At 69.5% G+C, this 14,424-nt stretch carries 14 protein-coding genes and 1 pseudogene; 6 read left to right on the top strand and 9 right to left on the bottom strand.

Going from position 1 to position 14,424, the window contains the following annotated elements; translation table 11 throughout:
- Nucleotides 1–47 precede the first annotated feature (47 nt).
- A complete protein-coding gene (locus ACPXB1_RS00985) occupies nt 48–317 on the top strand; it encodes a DUF6959 family protein (protein WP_355592777.1) in 270 nt (89 codons plus the stop codon).
- A gap of 103 nt (nt 318–420) precedes the next feature.
- Here the strand turns inward: ACPXB1_RS00985 and ACPXB1_RS00990 are convergent.
- Nucleotides 421–1,136, bottom strand: a pseudogene (locus ACPXB1_RS00990) (LPXTG cell wall anchor domain-containing protein).
- Between the two features lie 358 nt (nt 1,137–1,494).
- On the opposite strand from ACPXB1_RS00990, the gene ACPXB1_RS00995 reads away from it, so the two are divergent.
- On the top strand, nt 1,495–2,430 hold the full coding sequence (locus ACPXB1_RS00995) for a hypothetical protein (protein ID WP_355592773.1): 936 nt from the start codon (nt 1,495–1,497) through the stop codon (nt 2,428–2,430).
- A gap of 54 nt (nt 2,431–2,484) precedes the next feature.
- Nucleotides 2,485–3,369, top strand: coding sequence for a maleylpyruvate isomerase family mycothiol-dependent enzyme (locus ACPXB1_RS01000; RefSeq protein WP_425734681.1), 885 nt, complete (start codon nt 2,485–2,487; stop codon nt 3,367–3,369).
- 75 nt (nt 3,370–3,444) lie between these two features.
- Here ACPXB1_RS01000 and ACPXB1_RS01005 read toward each other — a convergent pair whose 3' ends face one another.
- From ACPXB1_RS01005 to ACPXB1_RS01015, 3 genes are all read right to left on the bottom strand, one after another.
- Nucleotides 3,445–4,209, bottom strand: a complete 765-nt coding sequence (locus tag ACPXB1_RS01005; protein WP_355631103.1) for a hypothetical protein — start codon at nt 4,207–4,209, stop codon at nt 3,445–3,447.
- A 383-nt stretch (nt 4,210–4,592) separates the two neighbouring features.
- Nucleotides 4,593–5,192 (bottom strand): ClpP family protease, encoded by a 600-nt coding sequence (locus ACPXB1_RS01010; RefSeq protein WP_355592767.1) that lies wholly within the window; start codon nt 5,190–5,192, stop codon nt 4,593–4,595.
- Nucleotides 5,193–5,327: 135 nt separating this feature from the next.
- On the bottom strand, nt 5,328–5,813 hold the full coding sequence (locus ACPXB1_RS01015) for a helix-turn-helix domain-containing protein (RefSeq protein ID WP_355592765.1): 486 nt from the start codon (nt 5,811–5,813) through the stop codon (nt 5,328–5,330).
- A gap of 187 nt (nt 5,814–6,000) precedes the next feature.
- Between ACPXB1_RS01015 and ACPXB1_RS01020 the strand changes: the two genes are divergently transcribed.
- On the top strand, nt 6,001–7,014 hold the full coding sequence (locus ACPXB1_RS01020) for a potassium channel family protein (protein WP_355592763.1): 1,014 nt from the start codon (nt 6,001–6,003) through the stop codon (nt 7,012–7,014).
- Between the two features lie 12 nt (nt 7,015–7,026).
- Here ACPXB1_RS01020 and ACPXB1_RS01025 read toward each other — a convergent pair whose 3' ends face one another.
- On the bottom strand, nt 7,027–7,506 hold the full coding sequence (locus ACPXB1_RS01025; RefSeq protein ID WP_355592761.1) for a MarR family winged helix-turn-helix transcriptional regulator: 480 nt from the start codon (nt 7,504–7,506) through the stop codon (nt 7,027–7,029).
- Nucleotides 7,507–7,588: 82 nt separating this feature from the next.
- Here ACPXB1_RS01025 and ACPXB1_RS01030 point away from each other — a divergent pair, with 82 nt between their 5' ends.
- Nucleotides 7,589–8,233 (top strand): FMN-dependent NADH-azoreductase, encoded by a 645-nt coding sequence (locus ACPXB1_RS01030; protein ID WP_355592759.1) that lies wholly within the window; start codon nt 7,589–7,591, stop codon nt 8,231–8,233.
- Between the two features lie 57 nt (nt 8,234–8,290).
- Here ACPXB1_RS01030 and ACPXB1_RS01035 read toward each other — a convergent pair whose 3' ends face one another.
- The 3 genes from ACPXB1_RS01035 to ACPXB1_RS01045 all read right to left on the bottom strand — a co-directional run bounded on the left by ACPXB1_RS01035 (nt 8,291) and on the right by ACPXB1_RS01045 (nt 12,970).
- Complete coding sequence (locus ACPXB1_RS01035) at nt 8,291–9,325, bottom strand: 2-oxoacid:ferredoxin oxidoreductase subunit beta (RefSeq protein ID WP_355592757.1); 1,035 nt, start codon at nt 9,323–9,325, stop codon at nt 8,291–8,293.
- Nucleotides 9,318–11,165 carry a 2-oxoacid:acceptor oxidoreductase subunit alpha gene (locus ACPXB1_RS01040; protein WP_355592755.1) on the bottom strand — a complete coding sequence of 616 codons (1,848 nt, stop codon included), beginning with the start codon at nt 11,163–11,165 and terminating at the stop codon, nt 9,318–9,320. The genes ACPXB1_RS01035 and ACPXB1_RS01040 overlap by 8 nt, the downstream gene beginning before the upstream one ends.
- 368 nt (nt 11,166–11,533) lie before the next feature.
- Nucleotides 11,534–12,970: a hypothetical protein gene (locus ACPXB1_RS01045; protein WP_355592753.1), complete on the bottom strand. Its 1,437-nt coding sequence runs from the start codon at nt 12,968–12,970 to the stop codon at nt 11,534–11,536.
- Nucleotides 12,971–13,098: 128 nt separating this feature from the next.
- Between ACPXB1_RS01045 and ndhC the strand changes: the two genes are divergently transcribed.
- Nucleotides 13,099–13,476 (top strand): NADH-quinone oxidoreductase subunit A, encoded by a 378-nt coding sequence (gene ndhC, locus ACPXB1_RS01050; RefSeq protein WP_053659139.1) that lies wholly within the window; start codon nt 13,099–13,101, stop codon nt 13,474–13,476.
- 70 nt (nt 13,477–13,546) lie between these two features.
- Here ndhC and folP read toward each other — a convergent pair whose 3' ends face one another.
- Entirely contained in the window at nt 13,547–14,416 is an 870-nt protein-coding gene (gene folP / locus ACPXB1_RS01055; RefSeq protein WP_355592751.1) for a dihydropteroate synthase, read from the bottom strand.
- Between the last annotated feature and the right edge of the window lie 8 nt (nt 14,417–14,424).

Below are 14,424 nucleotides of genomic sequence, written 5' to 3' on the forward strand. Positions count from 1 at the left end.
CCGTCGGACAGCTAGCCGCGTTGCAGGTAGTACTGGATCCTGATCGGATGAGCCAGGAGCAAGCGCAGGTGCTGACCCGTGGTGTCAACTGTGCAGTCGTGCAGCTGGTGGGCCGAACATTTCCTGGCATCCATCTGCAGGGCGACACGTTCGCAGGGATCTGGACGCAGTTGGCCGACGCGGCTCGTACCCTGCGCGAGGACCCCGGTAACGGCGAGGCTCTCGACGACCTGGACTGCACCATCGGAGAGCTGAAGGGCTTCCTCGGCTATTACGAGGCGACGCTCTCGGAGCGAGGGATCCGGCGGCCGTATTGACGAGAGCGGTCACCACGGCACGGTTCGCGGCGCAAACACGAAACGAACCCCGCCAAACACAGCGCCCGGCCCACGAACCATCGGGCCGGGCGCTGTGTTTGGGCTATGCCACGAAGCGGGAACGGCGTCGGCGTCCGATGAGGTAGCCCACGCCGCCGAGGAGCAGAAGCGCGCCGCCAGCGCTGGCCACGGTCGCGGTGTTGGCACCGGTCACAGGCAGCCCACCGCCATCGCCGCCCGAGGCGCCCGGGCTGTCGGAGGACGAGGGGGTCGGCGCAGCGGTCGTCGTGGCGCTTGGCGACGCGGTCGGCGTCGGCTTGGGCGTCGGCGTCGGCTGAGCCGCGCAGTCAAGCGCACGCGCGGCGTACACGCCGTCGTTGAGGTAAGCCAGGAAGGCATCGACGGTGCCCGCGTCGAGCGTCTTCTGCGCCGCCGCCCGCACGTTCACGCCAGCGCCCGTCATCGTCTGGCCCACTTCGATCCGCAGATCCGTTGTCCAGACCGTCTGCGCGTCAGTCTTGAGGAACGCGCGGAGATCATCTTCGGTGCCGTTGAGTCGTTCCTGCAGTGCGCCAGGCAGAACGGTCAACGTGTTGGTGTCTGCCTCGTGCAGGATTCGGGCGGCCAACAACCGCACCTGCACGGTGGCAGCGGTGTCCAGGTCGATTGTGTAAAGCTCCCGGATGTCCTTGTACACCTGGCGCTCGACCGTTTGGCAGGCCGCGTCCAGCCCGGGCGTACGGTTTGAGCCATCGCCGGTGCCGCCGGAATCAGAAAGGTCAGCGCTAATAAGGCGCTGGCCGTGGTCTTCCATCGCACGTGTGTTTCCTCCCCCGCTACAGATCAAAACATGGGGATATTGCCGGCGGTGGAAGGAAAAGCAAGATGGATTGACGTCCTGGAGCGCGCGCGGAAGCTGACCCTGCGGTTCTGCTTCGGCCAAGCGCCGCCACAGCCGGTAGGGGTGGCGACGCCGCCCGCGGTTCGCGCGACGAGTACTGGCTGCTCAAACCGGTCAGCTCCTGGATGTGCCTGCTGTGGTCGGGCCAGTCGCCAGTTCGCTACGACGAGCCGGACCGTCCACTGCCGACTGCGCATTCTCGAAGATGCACATTGATCGCCTTGAGTGACATCATCACCGCTCACAGTCATCAGGCGCTGACCCAGGGAGAGATGGATGACGGAAACGCGCACCACAGCAAGACAACAGGTTTCGAGCGTCTCCGTTGACCCTCGACCCCAGCGCAACGGCGTCATCATCGCGGCAAGCGTCGCGGCTGGTGTCCTGCTGGCGGTGCTGTGGTCCTACGAGTTCGTCGACTCGGTCATCGGTGACAACATCGCCAGCGGCCTTCTCGGTCACGACGCGAAGGAGACCGCGATCGCCGGTACCGCCGCCGGTCTGATCTTCGCGTTCGTGTCGGGTCTGGCGGGCACGTTCACCGCCTGCAACATCGCGATGATCGCGTCGATCGGGCCGCTCAGCGCGGCCAGTAGCGGCACCAGTGCCCGGCTCCGGCTGCTGTTGCGGCCGGTCGCCTACCTCACCCTGGGGATGGTCGTCGTCGCTGCGGTGTACGGGTTCGTCGGGGTCCTGCTGGGTGACAGGCTTCCGCAGTTGTCGACCGAGACCGCCGGCGGGGTGCCGGTGCGCATCATCCAGTCGTCGGTGGTGTTCGGCCTCATCGGGTTGGCCCTCATCTACCTCGGGTTGGCCGCGATCAAGGTGGTGCCCGACATGTTCGCCGATCGTCCGGTCGCGCGGGTGGTGACCCTCGGCGCGCTCATCGGCGGTTTCCTCATCGGCCGGCCCTATCCGTTGTTCAACAAGCTCTTCCACTGGGCGGTCGACAGCGGCAACCCGTTGTACGGCTCAGCCGCGTTCGTTCTCCAGTCCCTCGGCAACATCGTCGTGGTCACCGCGCTGTTCGCGCTGCTGATCCTGGCCACCCGGGGCCGGTTCATCACCTGGCTCGCGTCCGACGTGCGGCGCAGCACGGTGCTAAGCGCCGCCCTGCTCATCGCCCTCGGTGTCTTCAACGTCGTGTACTGGGACGTCCGGGTGCCTGCAATCTTCGGCTTCGGCTGGTTCCCGACCATGTTCTACAACTGACACCTGCGCCATCAGGCGTACAAGCGATGAAGCGGGGGCTCGATGCTGTTCGACGTGACTGGCGCAGGCGCTGCGGACAGGTGGCGCCTGGCCAACACGGCACTGCGGGCGGCCACCGATCGGTTCACCGATCTGGTGGCCGCCGCGCCGTCGCCAGGGTTCAGGGTTACCGCCGACTGGACAGTGGCGGACACGGTGGCGCACGTGGTGTCGATAGCGGTCCTGTACGTGGCGAGGCTGGAGGACACCGAGGTCCCCATCCCGGTGCCGGGCTTGGAGGACATGCTTGCCGTCACGAACGTCGACACGGTGGCCGACGTCAACACCCACGTGCTCGCCCATTTCCGCGAGCGCGACCCGGCGATCCTGCTGGCCCAGTTGAACGCGGCGGTCGACGGTCTGCTGGCCGCGACCGCTGACCCGCAGTCGACGGTGAGCTGGCTGGGCAACGCTCGGGTGACGGTCGGTGGTCTGTTCGCCCACCTGACGAACGAGCTGCTCGTGCACGGCTGGGACATCGCACGGGCGTCGCGTCAGCCGTGGCCGATGCCGGACGAGCACGCCGCGCTCTACTGGGATCTGTTCATGTTCGACATGCTCCGTGACACGTACGGGGTGTTGCTCAACACCGAACTGCCGATGCCCCGCCACCACGTGTCCGTGCAGTTCCGTTCCCCGCATACGACGACCACGACGCTGACGCTCGGCGACCGTAGGGTGTGGATCGCGCCGGCCGATGGCCCGTTCGACGCGCGTGTGACATTCCGTCCCGCCAGGTTCAACCTGATGATGTTCGGCCGGATCAGCATCGCGCAGGCGGTGCTGCGGCGCGACGTCGTCATCGGTGGGCCGAGGCCGTGGCGGCTGCCCGCGTTCCTCCGGGTGGTGCACATGCCCAACGGCCGGCTCGCGCCGAAGCCAGCAGATCGGCGCGGTTGATCGCACCTCGACAGTCCTGCTGACGCGACGGTGCCCTCCGCAGTGAGATCCGGAGGGCACCGTCGTTCCGTCTGATCAGAGGAACTTGTACATCTCCTCGGAGGCCGCCTCGGTCTCGTTGGCCGGCGGGGCCTTCACGGTGACCGGCTCGCCGAAGCCACTCATCTTCATCTCGGTGACGAGGTCACCGACGCTCTTCGTGGCGATGGTGTAGGACAGCGCGGTGAGCCGGCCCTCGCTGTCGAGGGTCGCCTCGAACGGGATCGCCGCCGGGTCCTTGGCCAGCTTGGCGGTCGCCTCGAGGCCCTCGCGCATCCCGCCGTCCGAGCCTGCGGTTTCGGCGGCCTTGTTCAGGTCGGCTACACCGGTGTAGCGGCCGGGGCTGACCTCCTGGGCGCTCACGACGCCGCCGATGATGCCGGTCTGCGCCTTGAGGTCGAACGACTGGCGCATGGTGCTGGTCGGCTTGAGCTTGTTGAGGTCGATCTTCATCCACGGCTTGCTGCCGTCGAGCGAGTCCGACTTGATATAGGCGACGTCGCCGATCAGGCGGGCCTCGACCGGCTCGGGGGCGTTCCCGGTGACCTGGATCGCCTTGGCGGTGGGGTCCATCTTTCCGCTGAGGGTGATGTTCTGGTTGCCAGCCTTGACCGAGGCGTCCATGGTGACCGTGTTGGTGAGGCTGCGGTCCATTCCCTGCCGGATGGCAGCGACGGGCTCGACCTTCGACGTCTCGGCGGCGGGGGGCGCGGATCCTCCGGTGTCACTGGAAGTCGTGCCGCAGCCGGCCACGAGGGCCGCGGTGATGGCAATCGAGAGGGTTGGGATCAGTCGACGCATAGACGTGACCCTAACGGGGCGGTGCCACAGGATTTTCGCGGGTCCGGAGCCTGAGATGTCGTGGCTGCGGGATCGCGGCCGGGCTGGCGCTGCCTTTCGCATTCGTGTTCGTGTGTGTAACGGGAATCCGCGGAAATGCGCTGCGGCTCGACGGCAGTCTCCATTCCCACCGCTGCGAATAGGGTCGTCGGTATCGGGGGCCCGGCGGCGAAGGCATGTCCGTAGCTGTTGGACGCGGATCGAGGGGGTCGCGTCCGGCATCGGCGGCGGTCACCGTCGTACCCCGGGATTGGGGTGCCAGGCCCGCGTTGACCTGCCGTGACCGGCGCGGGTTGCTGGTCGCGGTGGCGGCCGGCGGGACCATCGCCGGCCGCCACCGCGAATCAGAGCGCCGACAGTTGGTCGGCTCTGGTGATTACCTGGTCGATGAGGCCGTACTCGCGGGCCTGAGCGGCAGTGAACCAGCGGTCCCGGTCCCAGTCGCGTTGGATGTCGTCGAGGGTTCGTCCGCTGTGCTGGGCGATCAGCTCCTGCATGGTCCGCTTCACGTGCAGCATGTTCTCCGCCTGGATGGTGATGTCCGAGGCGGTGCCGCCCATCCCGCCGGACGGCTGGTGCATCATGATCCGCGAGTGTGGCAGCGCATACCGTTTGCCGGCCGCGCCCGCGCAGAGCAGGAACTGCCCCATCGAGCCGGCGAAACCCAGCGCCAGCGTGGCGACGTCGTTGCGGACGTAGCGCATCGTGTCGTACACGGCCATTCCGGCACTCACCGACCCGCCCGGCGAGTTGATGTAGAGGAAGATGTCCTGGTCGGCGTCCTCGGCGGCGAGCAGCAGGATCTGCGCGCAGACCCGGTTGGCCGACTCCTCGGTCACCTCGGTGCCGAGGAAGATGATCCGCTCCCGCAGCAGCCGCTCGAACACCTGATCACCGAAGGACGGTTGCGCACCGTCGAGCATTCGCACGCCGTACCCAATCATTCGCCGCCGCCTTTCGCCGTTGCCGGCGGGCGGCGGGACCGCCCGGTGGACCGGCCCCTCCAGCGTGCGACCGGACACCGTGGTGGCCCAGGGATTCTGCCGCCGGCAGATGTGCCGACGGCAGAACCACGCGGCCTACGCGACGGTCACCCGCCGCGCGCCAGCCCGGGCGCACGCCCAACCCAACCGAGCGGGGGTACGCGGGCCGGGGCGCAAGCCGCCAGCGGAGGCGGTCCGGCCGACACGCAGGGTCGGCCCGTTCGCCCCGGGCCCGCGCTCAACGATCGGCCTGCCCGTCCGCACTGTGTGCTGGCCGGTGGCGTGTCGGGCCACGTCGACGCGGCCCTGGCGCGTCAGGGCGGCCCGTGGTGCGGTCGGGATGCGCGGCTCGACCCGGCGCAGGTCGTCGCGGGCCTGCTCCAGCAGGTCGGACAGGCGGATGCCGAGCGCTCGGCAGATCGCCGCGAGCACTTCGGAGGAGGCCTCCTTGCGGCCCCGCTCGACCTCGGACAGGTAGGGCACCGAGACGCCGGCGGACGCGGCCACCTCGCGCAGTGTGCGGCCCTGGCTCTGGCGTAGGCGGCGGAGCACCCCGCCAATGACTCGTCGCAGCAACGACATGCCGGCCTCACTTCCGCGGTCGTCGTCGGGGAACAAGCCCCATTCTGCCCGTCCGCGGCCGTCTCGACCGCCCCGTGCGGGTTCGTCGAGCGCGCTCGGTTGTGCGCTGCGCAGCCGGGGCGTGCGGATCACGACATAACCGCTATGTTGTGGTCGTGCAGGCGACGGTGGTGGAGCAGGTTCGACGGTGATCCATTTTCCCGCTCAGCGGCGGGGCCCGCTCAGTGCGCTGAGCCTTCGGCTCGCTGCCGCCCTGGGCCTCGTCTTCGCCGTGGTCGCCGCGGTCTACATCGGCCGGGACGGCTACCGCGATGTCAACGAGGACGGCCTCACCCTGCTCGACTGCTTCTACTACGCGGTCGTGTCGCTCTCCACCACCGGCTACGGCGACATCACGCCGGTAGGGCAGACTGCGCGGCTGGTGAACGTCCTGTTCATCACCCCGGCCCGAGTGCTCTTCCTGATCATCCTGGTCGGCACCACTCTGGAAGTCCTGACCGAGCAGTACCGGACCGGCCGTCGCCTGTCGCGGTGGAGGAGAACCGTGAAGGACCACGTCATCATCTGCGGCTACGGCACCAAGGGCCGCAGCGCGGTCAACGCCCTGATGGAGAACGGGTTGGACCGGTCGAGGATCGTGGTGGTGGAGCGCAACGGCGCCGCCCTGCGGCAGGCCACCTCCGCCGGGTTGGTGGCCATCGAGGGGTCGGCCACCCGCTCGTCTGTGCTCAACGAGGCGCACGTCCGCAACGCGAAGGCAGTGATCATCGCGACCGACAGCGACGACGCCTCCGTGCTTGTGGCGCTCACCGTACGGCAGCTCACCGCCGGTCAGGTCCGGATCATCGCGGCGGCACGGGAGGCGGAGAACGCTCCGCTGCTCAAGCAGAGCGGTGCCCACCACGTGATCGTCTCCTCGGCGACCGCGGGCCGGCTGCTCGGCCTGTCCACCTCGGCGCCGCCGCTCATCGACGTGGTGGAGGACCTGCTCACCCCGGGGCAGGGCATGGCGCTGGCGATGCGCTCGGCGGAGCGGAGCGAGGTGGGCCGCTCGCCGCGCGAGCTGGAGTCGTTGGTGATCGCCCTGGTGCGCCGGGGCAAGGTGGTCAGCCTGGCCGACCAGGCTGGCGCGGTGATCGAGACCGGCGACATGCTTGTGCACGTGCGTGACGACCGCCCCCAGGCCAGCACCACGGCCTGACCTCGGCCGCCGTCAGCAGGCGTCGAGGTCTTTCTGCAGCGTTTCGGTGCAGATGGCCGACGAGGCGTTGGCTGCCCGCCGGAGCAGGTCGTAGAGCGTCTTCCGCTCGGCGGGATCCAGCGCTCCCAGCACTTCGTCCTCCGCGCTCGCCAGGGCGCATTCCGCCTCGTTGAGGCGTTTCATCCCATCCTCGGTGAGATCGACGACGTGCCGGCGGCGGTCCTCGGGTGAGCGGCGTCGCTCGACAAGGTGCTCGGCTTCGAGGTCGTTGAGCAGCCCGACGATGTTCGTGCTGTCCATTTCGAGGATGGTGGCCAGTGCCTGCTGGCTGGTGCCGCCGCCGTTGCGCAAGACGGTGAGCGCGACGAGGTGCCGGGGGCGCAGGCCCAGCGGTGCCAGCACCGACTCCGATCGCAGTCGCATCCGCCGGGCCAGGTGGTCCAGCAGGGCACCCGAACGGTGCTCTGCGGAATCAAGGGGCGGGGCGGACATGTGAGCCAGTCTACCGACATGAGGGAACATCGACCTGGTATAAATGATTGACGTAACACAGACGATCCTTGGAAGGGAAGCCATGCATCTGCTGCATATCGATTCGAGCATTCAGGGTGAACGCTCGATCAGCCGGCGGCTCACCGCCCGTGCCGCCGCCGCCTGGCGTGCGGCTCACCCGGACGGGAGGCTTACCTACCGCGATATCGGGGCCGAGCCGCTGCCACACCTGGACCCGGTGGCCTTCCAGGCCCAGACCACGCCGCCGGACCAGCACACCCCGGCGCAGCGCGAAATCTGGGAGATCAGCCAGCGACTTGTCGACGAGGTGAAGCAGGCCGACGTCGTGCTGCTCGGACTGCCGCTCTACAACTACGGCGCACCGAGCAGCGTCAAGGCATGGGTCGACCACCTGACCGTGGCCGGCCTGTCCTACGACCTGGCGACCGGGCAGAGCCTGCTCGGCGACCACGATTTCATCGTGCTGGCCAGCCGGGGCGGCGGCTACGGCGAGGGCACCCCGCGCTACGGTTGGGACCACGCCGAGCCGTGGCTCCCGCACGGCCTGTCCCTGACCGGCATGAAGCCGCGCTTCATCACCGCCGAGCTGTGCCTGGCCCCCGTGGTCCCCACCATGGCCGAGCTGATCCCGCTGCACGAGGCGAGCCTCGCGGCGGCCGAGAAGGAGATCGACAATCTCTGGGTGTCCGCCTCCGCCCAGCGCTGACCAAACGAAACGGCCGCCCCCGCTTCCGGGGACGGCCGTTTCGCTGTGCCGTACGGGTCAGACGATCGTCCAGGTGTCGCCGCTGCCCAGCAGGCCGGCGAGCTGCTGCTCGGGAGTCTCGGTGACCTTCGCCTTCGCGGCGGCCAACTGGTCCTGCACGACGCTGTCGTAGGACGGCCGGGCCACCGAGCGGAACACGCCGATCGGGGTGTTGCGCAGGTCCAGACCGGGCAGCCGGGACAGCGCGAAGGCGTACGCCGGGTCGGTGACCGTCGCGTCGTGCACGACGATCTCCTCCGGGCGGACCGAGCTGGTCTCCCGGACCTCCAGGCCGAAACCGCCCGGCGGGTGCACCACGCAGAACCGCCCGTCGGCGCCGAAGGTGATCGGCTGCCCGTGCTCCAGGCGGATCAGGTAGTCGTCCCGGGTGGACGGGTCCTTGAGCTGGTCGAACGCGCCATCGTTGAAGATGTTGCAGTTCTGGTAGATCTCCACGAAGGCCGAACCCTCGTGCTCGGCGGCGGCCCGCAGCACCGACTGAAGGTGCTTGCGGTCGGAGTCGATGGTCCGACCCACGAAGCTGGCCTCCGCGCCGAGGGCGAGCGAGAGCGGGTTGAACGGGGCGTCCGCCGAACCGGCCGGGGTCGACTTGGTGATCTTGCCGACCTCGGAGGTGGGCGAGTACTGACCCTTCGTCAGACCGTAGATCCGGTTGTTGAACAGCAGGATCTTGAGGTTGACGTTGCGCCGCAGCGCGTGGATCAGGTGGTTGCCGCCGATGGAGAGCGCGTCACCGTCGCCGGTGACCACCCAAACCGACAGGTCCGGACGGGACACCGACAGGCCGGTCGCGATCGCCGGCGCGCGGCCGTGGATCGAGTGCATCCCGTACGTGTTCATGTAGTACGGGAAGCGCGACGAGCAGCCGATCCCGGAGACGAAGACGGTCCGTTCCCGGGGGATGTTCAGCTCCGGCATGAACTGCTGGATGGCCGCCAGGATCGCGTAGTCACCGCAGCCGGGGCACCAGCGCACCTCCTGGTCGGACTTGAAGTCCTTCGCGGTGAGCTTGAGGGCGACGGGCTCAGACATTCTTCAGGACCTCTTCCAGCGTCGTCTCCAGCTCGTTGGCCGTGAACGGCAGGCCGCGGACCTGGTTGTAGCTGATGGCGTCGACCAGGTAGCGGGCCCGGATGACGTGGGCGAGCTGGCCCAGGTTCATCTCCGGGATGACCACCCGGTCGTAGGAGCGCAGCACCTCGCCGAGGTTGGCAGGCATCGGAGCCAGGTGCCGCAGGTGCGCCTGGGCGATGGACAGGCCACGCTGACGGACCCCACGGCACGCCGCCCCGATCGGCCCGTACGTCGAGCCCCAGCCGAGCACCAGCACCCGGGCGTCGCCGTCCGGGTCCTCCACCTCGATGTCCGGCACCGGGATCGTCTCGATCCGGGCCGCCCGGGTACGCACCATGAAGTCGTGGTTCGCCGGGTCGTACGAGATGTCGCCGGTCTTGTCGGCCTTCTCCAGACCGCCGATCCGGTGCTCAAGCCCCGCCGTGCCGGGAATGGCCCACGGCCGGGCCAGGGTCTCCGGGTCACGCAGGTAGGGCAGGAAGGTGGTGCCGTCGTCGCCGTTGGGCTTGGTGGCGAACTCGACCCGCAGGTCGGGCAGCGACTCCACGTCGGGCAGCAGCCACGGCTCCGACCCGTTGGCGACGTAGTTGTCCGACAACAGGATCACCGGGGTGCGGTAGGTCAGCGCGATCCGTGCCGCCTCCAGAGCGGCGAAGAAGCAGTCCGACGGCGACCGGGGCGCGATCACCGCGACGGGCGCCTCGCCGTGCCGGCCGTACAGCGCCATGTTGAGGTCGGCCTGCTCGGTCTTCGTGGGCATGCCTGTCGACGGTCCGGCGCGCTGCACGTCCACGATCACCAGCGGCAGCTCCAGGGCCACGGCCAGGGAGATCGTCTCGCTCTTGAGCGCCACACCCGGGCCGCTTGTGGTGGTCACGCCGAGCGACCCGCCGTACGACGCGCCAAGCGCCGCCCCGACCGCGGCGATCTCGTCCTCGGCCTGCATGGTCAGCACACCGAAGCGCTTGTGCTTGCTCAGCTCGTGCAGGATGTCCGACGCTGGCGTGATCGGGTACGCGCCGAGGAAGACGGGCAGCCCGGAGCGGACCCCGGCGGCGACCAGACCCAGTGAGAGCGCGGCGTTGCCGGTGATGTTGCGGTAGGTGCCCGGCTGCATCTTCGCCGGCTTGACCTCGTAGCGGACAGCGAAGTCCTCGGTGGTCTCGCCGAAGTTCCAGCCGGCCCGGAACGCGGCCACGTTCGCGGCGACCAACTCGGGACGGGAGGCGAACTTGCGCTCCAGGAAGCGCAGCGTCGACTCGTACGGCCGGGAGTACATCCACGAGAGCAGGCCGAGGGCGAACATGTTCTTCGACCGCTCGGCATCCTTCTTGGAGACCTCCAGATCGGCGAGCGCGCCGACGGTCATGGAGGTCAGCGCCACCGGGTGCACGACGTAGCCGGCCAGCGAGTCGTCGTCGAGCGGGCTGGTCTGGTAGCCGACCTTGGCCAGGTTGCGCCTCGTGAACTCGTCGGTGTTGACGATGATGTCAGCGCCGCGCGGCAGGTCGGCCAGGTTGGCCTTGAGCGCCGCCGGGTTCATCGCCACCAGCACGTTCGGCGCGTCGCCCGGGGTGAGGATGTCGTAGTCGGCGAAGTGCACCTGGAAGCTGGACACGCCGGGCAGGGTGCCTGCGGGTGCCCGGATCTCGGCGGGGAAGTTGGGCAGCGTGGATATGTCGTTGCCCAGCTGCGCCGTTTCGGAGGTGAAGCGGTCGCCGGTCAACTGCATGCCGTCGCCGGAGTCACCGGCGAACCGGATGACCACCCGGTCGAGTTGACGGATCTGCTTGGTCACTGTGCCACCTTCGTTCGCGACTGCGGAGCTCGCAGAACCGGCTCGTTCCTCGCACTCACGCCTGCACCTCGCTTCGCTGCGCGCGGTCGCGCGTGCGGCTGAACATGTTGGTGGCCTCGCCTTGCCCGGTCACGGGACCTCCTTGACGCAACGCTGAACCGCACCGCCCGGGCGGGCTCGGTCCGCTGTCGTTCCTCACCGAGAGCCTACGTCCAACGTGCCCCCGAGCCTTCCTGTAGATAGGCCAACTGGGACCGGATCGAGGGAAGAAATGAGCTGATTCATGTGCTTTCGCGCCGCCCGCCGTAATTCAGATCACCAGACGAGGCACCCACCGGCGACCCCGCTTCGGGGTCGTCGCTGATCGATCAGTCGACGGACTCGGCGGCGGGCCCGGTGGCCGGCTCGCTGAACCGCCGACGCAGGGAGGTGGTGGCGAGCACGAGGGCCAGCACCACAAGCAGCGCGGAGACCGCGACCAGGAGAGCCGCGGTGCGCTGCACCGAGGTCATCCCCGTGTCGTCCCCGGCGGCGCCCGCCGGGAGTACGCCCTGGGAGCCGGTCGGCGCGGGCGGCGACACCACAGGGGTGGCCAGCGCGGCAGCGGCGGTGATGCGGAAGCTCATCTGCACCCGACGGGTCGGACCGCTGCGCGGGTCGAGCTGACCGATCGCCGCCCCCGACAACGGCGCGTTTCTCTGCGCCTGCGGCGTCGCCTCCACCGGCAGCCGCACTTCGCCGGCCTCGCCCGCGGGCAGCGACCCCACGTCGCACCGGGTGCGGCCCGCGTCGGCCGCCGCACAGCCGGCAGGTGGGTTCGGCACGCTCACCCCGTCCGGCAGGACCACCTCGATCAGGCCGGCGGCGTCCACCTTGCCGGTGTTGCCCAGCCGGACCACGAGGGAACTCGCCGCGCCGCTGATGTCGAACGCCACCTCGTCGGCCGACAGCGAGATTCCGGGCACCGGCGGGCCGGGCGGAAAGAGCACCGCGAAGCCCTGGTCGTCGGTCGCCTGACCGGGCACGTCCGGCGCGTCCCCGACCACCCGCACGGAGCCGCTGAGCGGCATGCGCTCCCAGGCGGTGCCGGCGACCCGTAACCGGAGCACACTGCTGAACCGGACGCCCGCCTCGACCGTCCAGGCTCCACAGCTGTACACGTCGCCCGCGCTGACGCACCCCTTCGTCCCGGCGTCGGTGACCCCGGCCGGCAGGGTGTACGAGAGTCGGGCCCGCTGCGTGGCGGTGCCGGTGTTTGCCACCGTCACCCGCAGCGTGGTGGTCGTGCTGGCCGCGTTCCAGTACGCCCCGGGCAGGACGACGTCCTCGGTGGTGACCTGTACGCCGAGCGGGCTCGGTGGTGCTGCGGGGGTGTCGCCCGGCGCCGACGGCCGCACCGGAGGCACCGGCGGGCCGACCGTCTCCGGCCGGACGGTTCCCCCCGGCACGGGAGCGGTGGTCGCTGCGGGCGGTGGTACGTCGGGTGCTGTGGTCTGCGGTGCCGGTGGCGTCGTCATCGGCGGCGGCGCTGTGGTCTCCGGGGCCGGGATGACCGGGCTGGGGTCGCCGCTCGGCTCCTCGGTCGGTGTGGGTTCCTCCGCCGGGCTGGTCTCCGGAGCCGGCCCGGGTTCGGCGGTCGGGTCGGTGACGGCCGCGATCGGCAGGACGGCCGGCGTCGTCGCGCCGGCCCACGCCGGTGCCACGGCCAGCGCCGCGAGCAGGCCGACCGCGAGAGAGGTCGCCAGCAGGGGAGCGGGACGCCGTCCCGCAGCCCGCTGCCTGGACGGAACCTTCACGCGGGCCATCTGACCTCCGGTGTCATGGGTGGAAGTCCAATATTCGGTAACAGTTGCCCTAGTGCACTAGTCTCCGCCGGAAACAAATCCGTAACGTGTTCGGGACGTGCCTTCCGGCCGAGCGGTAGGCTCCCGGCGTGACCGGTTACCTGGGCTCGTACGCGACGCTCGGTCTCTTGCTGCTCGTCAGCGTCCTGTTCTTCGTAACGGCGTTCTCGGCCAACCGAGTGTTACGTCCGGCCCGTCCCGCCGACCCGATCGGCAAGCGGGCCACCTACGAATGCGGCCTCGACCCGGTCGGCGCGGACTGGGCGCAGATGCAGATCCGCTACTACGTCTACGCCTACCTGTACGTGCTGTTCGCGGTCGAGGCGGTGTTCCTCTTCCCGTGGGCGGTGGTCTTCGACCGGCCGGGCTTCGGCCTCGTGACGGTGGTGGAGATGGCGGTGTTCGTGGCGGTGCTCGCGCTCGGCATCCTCTACGCGTGGCGTAGGAACATCCTGCGCTGGACCTGACCGCCACGACCTCCGGCGATCGTGCCGGCCCGCCGGCCGGTAACGGTCGGTCGCTCCAACGACCGGACAGTCAGGCCAGGCCCCGGCGGGTCGCCGTGGGTGGCCGGTCACCACGAATCGACGCCACCATGTCCAGCACCCGGCGGGTCGGGCCGACCTGGTGGGCCCGGAACACCCGGGCGCCCAGCCAGGCGGAGAGAGCCGTGGCGGCGAGCGTGCCCTCCAACCGCTCGGCCACCGGCAGGTCCAGCGTCTCCCCGATGAAATCTTTGTTGGAGAGCGCCACGAGCACCGGCCAGCCGGTGTCTGTCAACTCGCCGAGCCGACGGGTGATCTCCAGGGAGTGCCTGGTGTTCTTGCCGAAGTCGTGGGCCGGGTCGATGAGGATGCCGTCGGGGCGTACCCCTGCGGCCACCGCACTGTCGGCGAGCCCGGTCACCGTCGCGACCACGTCGGCCACGACGTCGTCGAAGGCGGCCCGGTGGGGCCGGGTCCGGGGGACCAGCCCACCGGCGTGCGAACAGACCAGCCCGGCTCCGGTGGCCGCCGCCACCCGGGCCAACGCCGGGTCGGCACCTGACCAGGTGTCGTTGAGCAGGTCCGCGCCGGCCGCCACCGCCTCCGTCGCCACCTCGGCACGCCAGGTGTCGATGGAGATGACCACTTCCGGGAACGCGGCCCGTACGGCGGCGATGGTGTCCACCGTGCGCCGGATCTCCTCGGCGACGTCCACCTCGGCACCGGGGCCGGCCTTCACCCCGCCGATGTCGATGATCTCCGCGCCTTCGTGTACCGCCCGCTCGACAGCACGCAGCGCGCTGTCGGCGGCGAAGGTGGCGCCGCGGTCGTAGAACGAGTCCGGAGTGCGGTTGACGATGGCCATCACGACCAGCTCACCGGGGCTGAACGTCCGCCCACCCAGCCGAAGTGCCCCGGCCATGCCGCCTC

Source organism: Micromonospora sp. DT68, from assembly GCF_049847245.1.
Lineage (GTDB): Bacteria > Actinomycetota > Actinomycetes > Mycobacteriales > Micromonosporaceae > Micromonospora > Micromonospora profundi.

Excerpts from the sequence above, each read along its gene's own strand:
- ACPXB1_RS00985 (WP_355592777.1), top strand. The coding sequence starts at position 48 with ATGAGCCAGGAGCAAGCGCAGGTGCTGACCCGTGGTGTCAACTGTGCA.
- ACPXB1_RS00995 (WP_355592773.1), top strand. The coding sequence starts at position 1,495 with ATGACGGAAACGCGCACCACAGCAAGACAACAGGTTTCGAGCGTCTCC.
- ACPXB1_RS01005 (WP_355631103.1), bottom strand. The coding sequence starts at position 4,209 with ATGCGTCGACTGATCCCAACCCTCTCGATTGCCATCACCGCGGCCCTC.
- ACPXB1_RS01010 (WP_355592767.1), bottom strand. The coding sequence starts at position 5,192 with ATGATTGGGTACGGCGTGCGAATGCTCGACGGTGCGCAACCGTCCTTC.
- ACPXB1_RS01015 (WP_355592765.1), bottom strand. The coding sequence starts at position 5,813 with ATGTCGTTGCTGCGACGAGTCATTGGCGGGGTGCTCCGCCGCCTACGC.
- ACPXB1_RS01025 (WP_355592761.1), bottom strand. The coding sequence starts at position 7,506 with ATGTCCGCCCCGCCCCTTGATTCCGCAGAGCACCGTTCGGGTGCCCTG.
- ACPXB1_RS01030 (WP_355592759.1), top strand. The coding sequence starts at position 7,589 with ATGCATCTGCTGCATATCGATTCGAGCATTCAGGGTGAACGCTCGATC.
- ACPXB1_RS01035 (WP_355592757.1), bottom strand. The coding sequence starts at position 9,325 with ATGTCTGAGCCCGTCGCCCTCAAGCTCACCGCGAAGGACTTCAAGTCC.
- ACPXB1_RS01045 (WP_355592753.1), bottom strand. The coding sequence starts at position 12,970 with ATGGCCCGCGTGAAGGTTCCGTCCAGGCAGCGGGCTGCGGGACGGCGT.
- folP (WP_355592751.1), bottom strand. The coding sequence starts at position 14,416 with ATGGCCGGGGCACTTCGGCTGGGTGGGCGGACGTTCAGCCCCGGTGAG.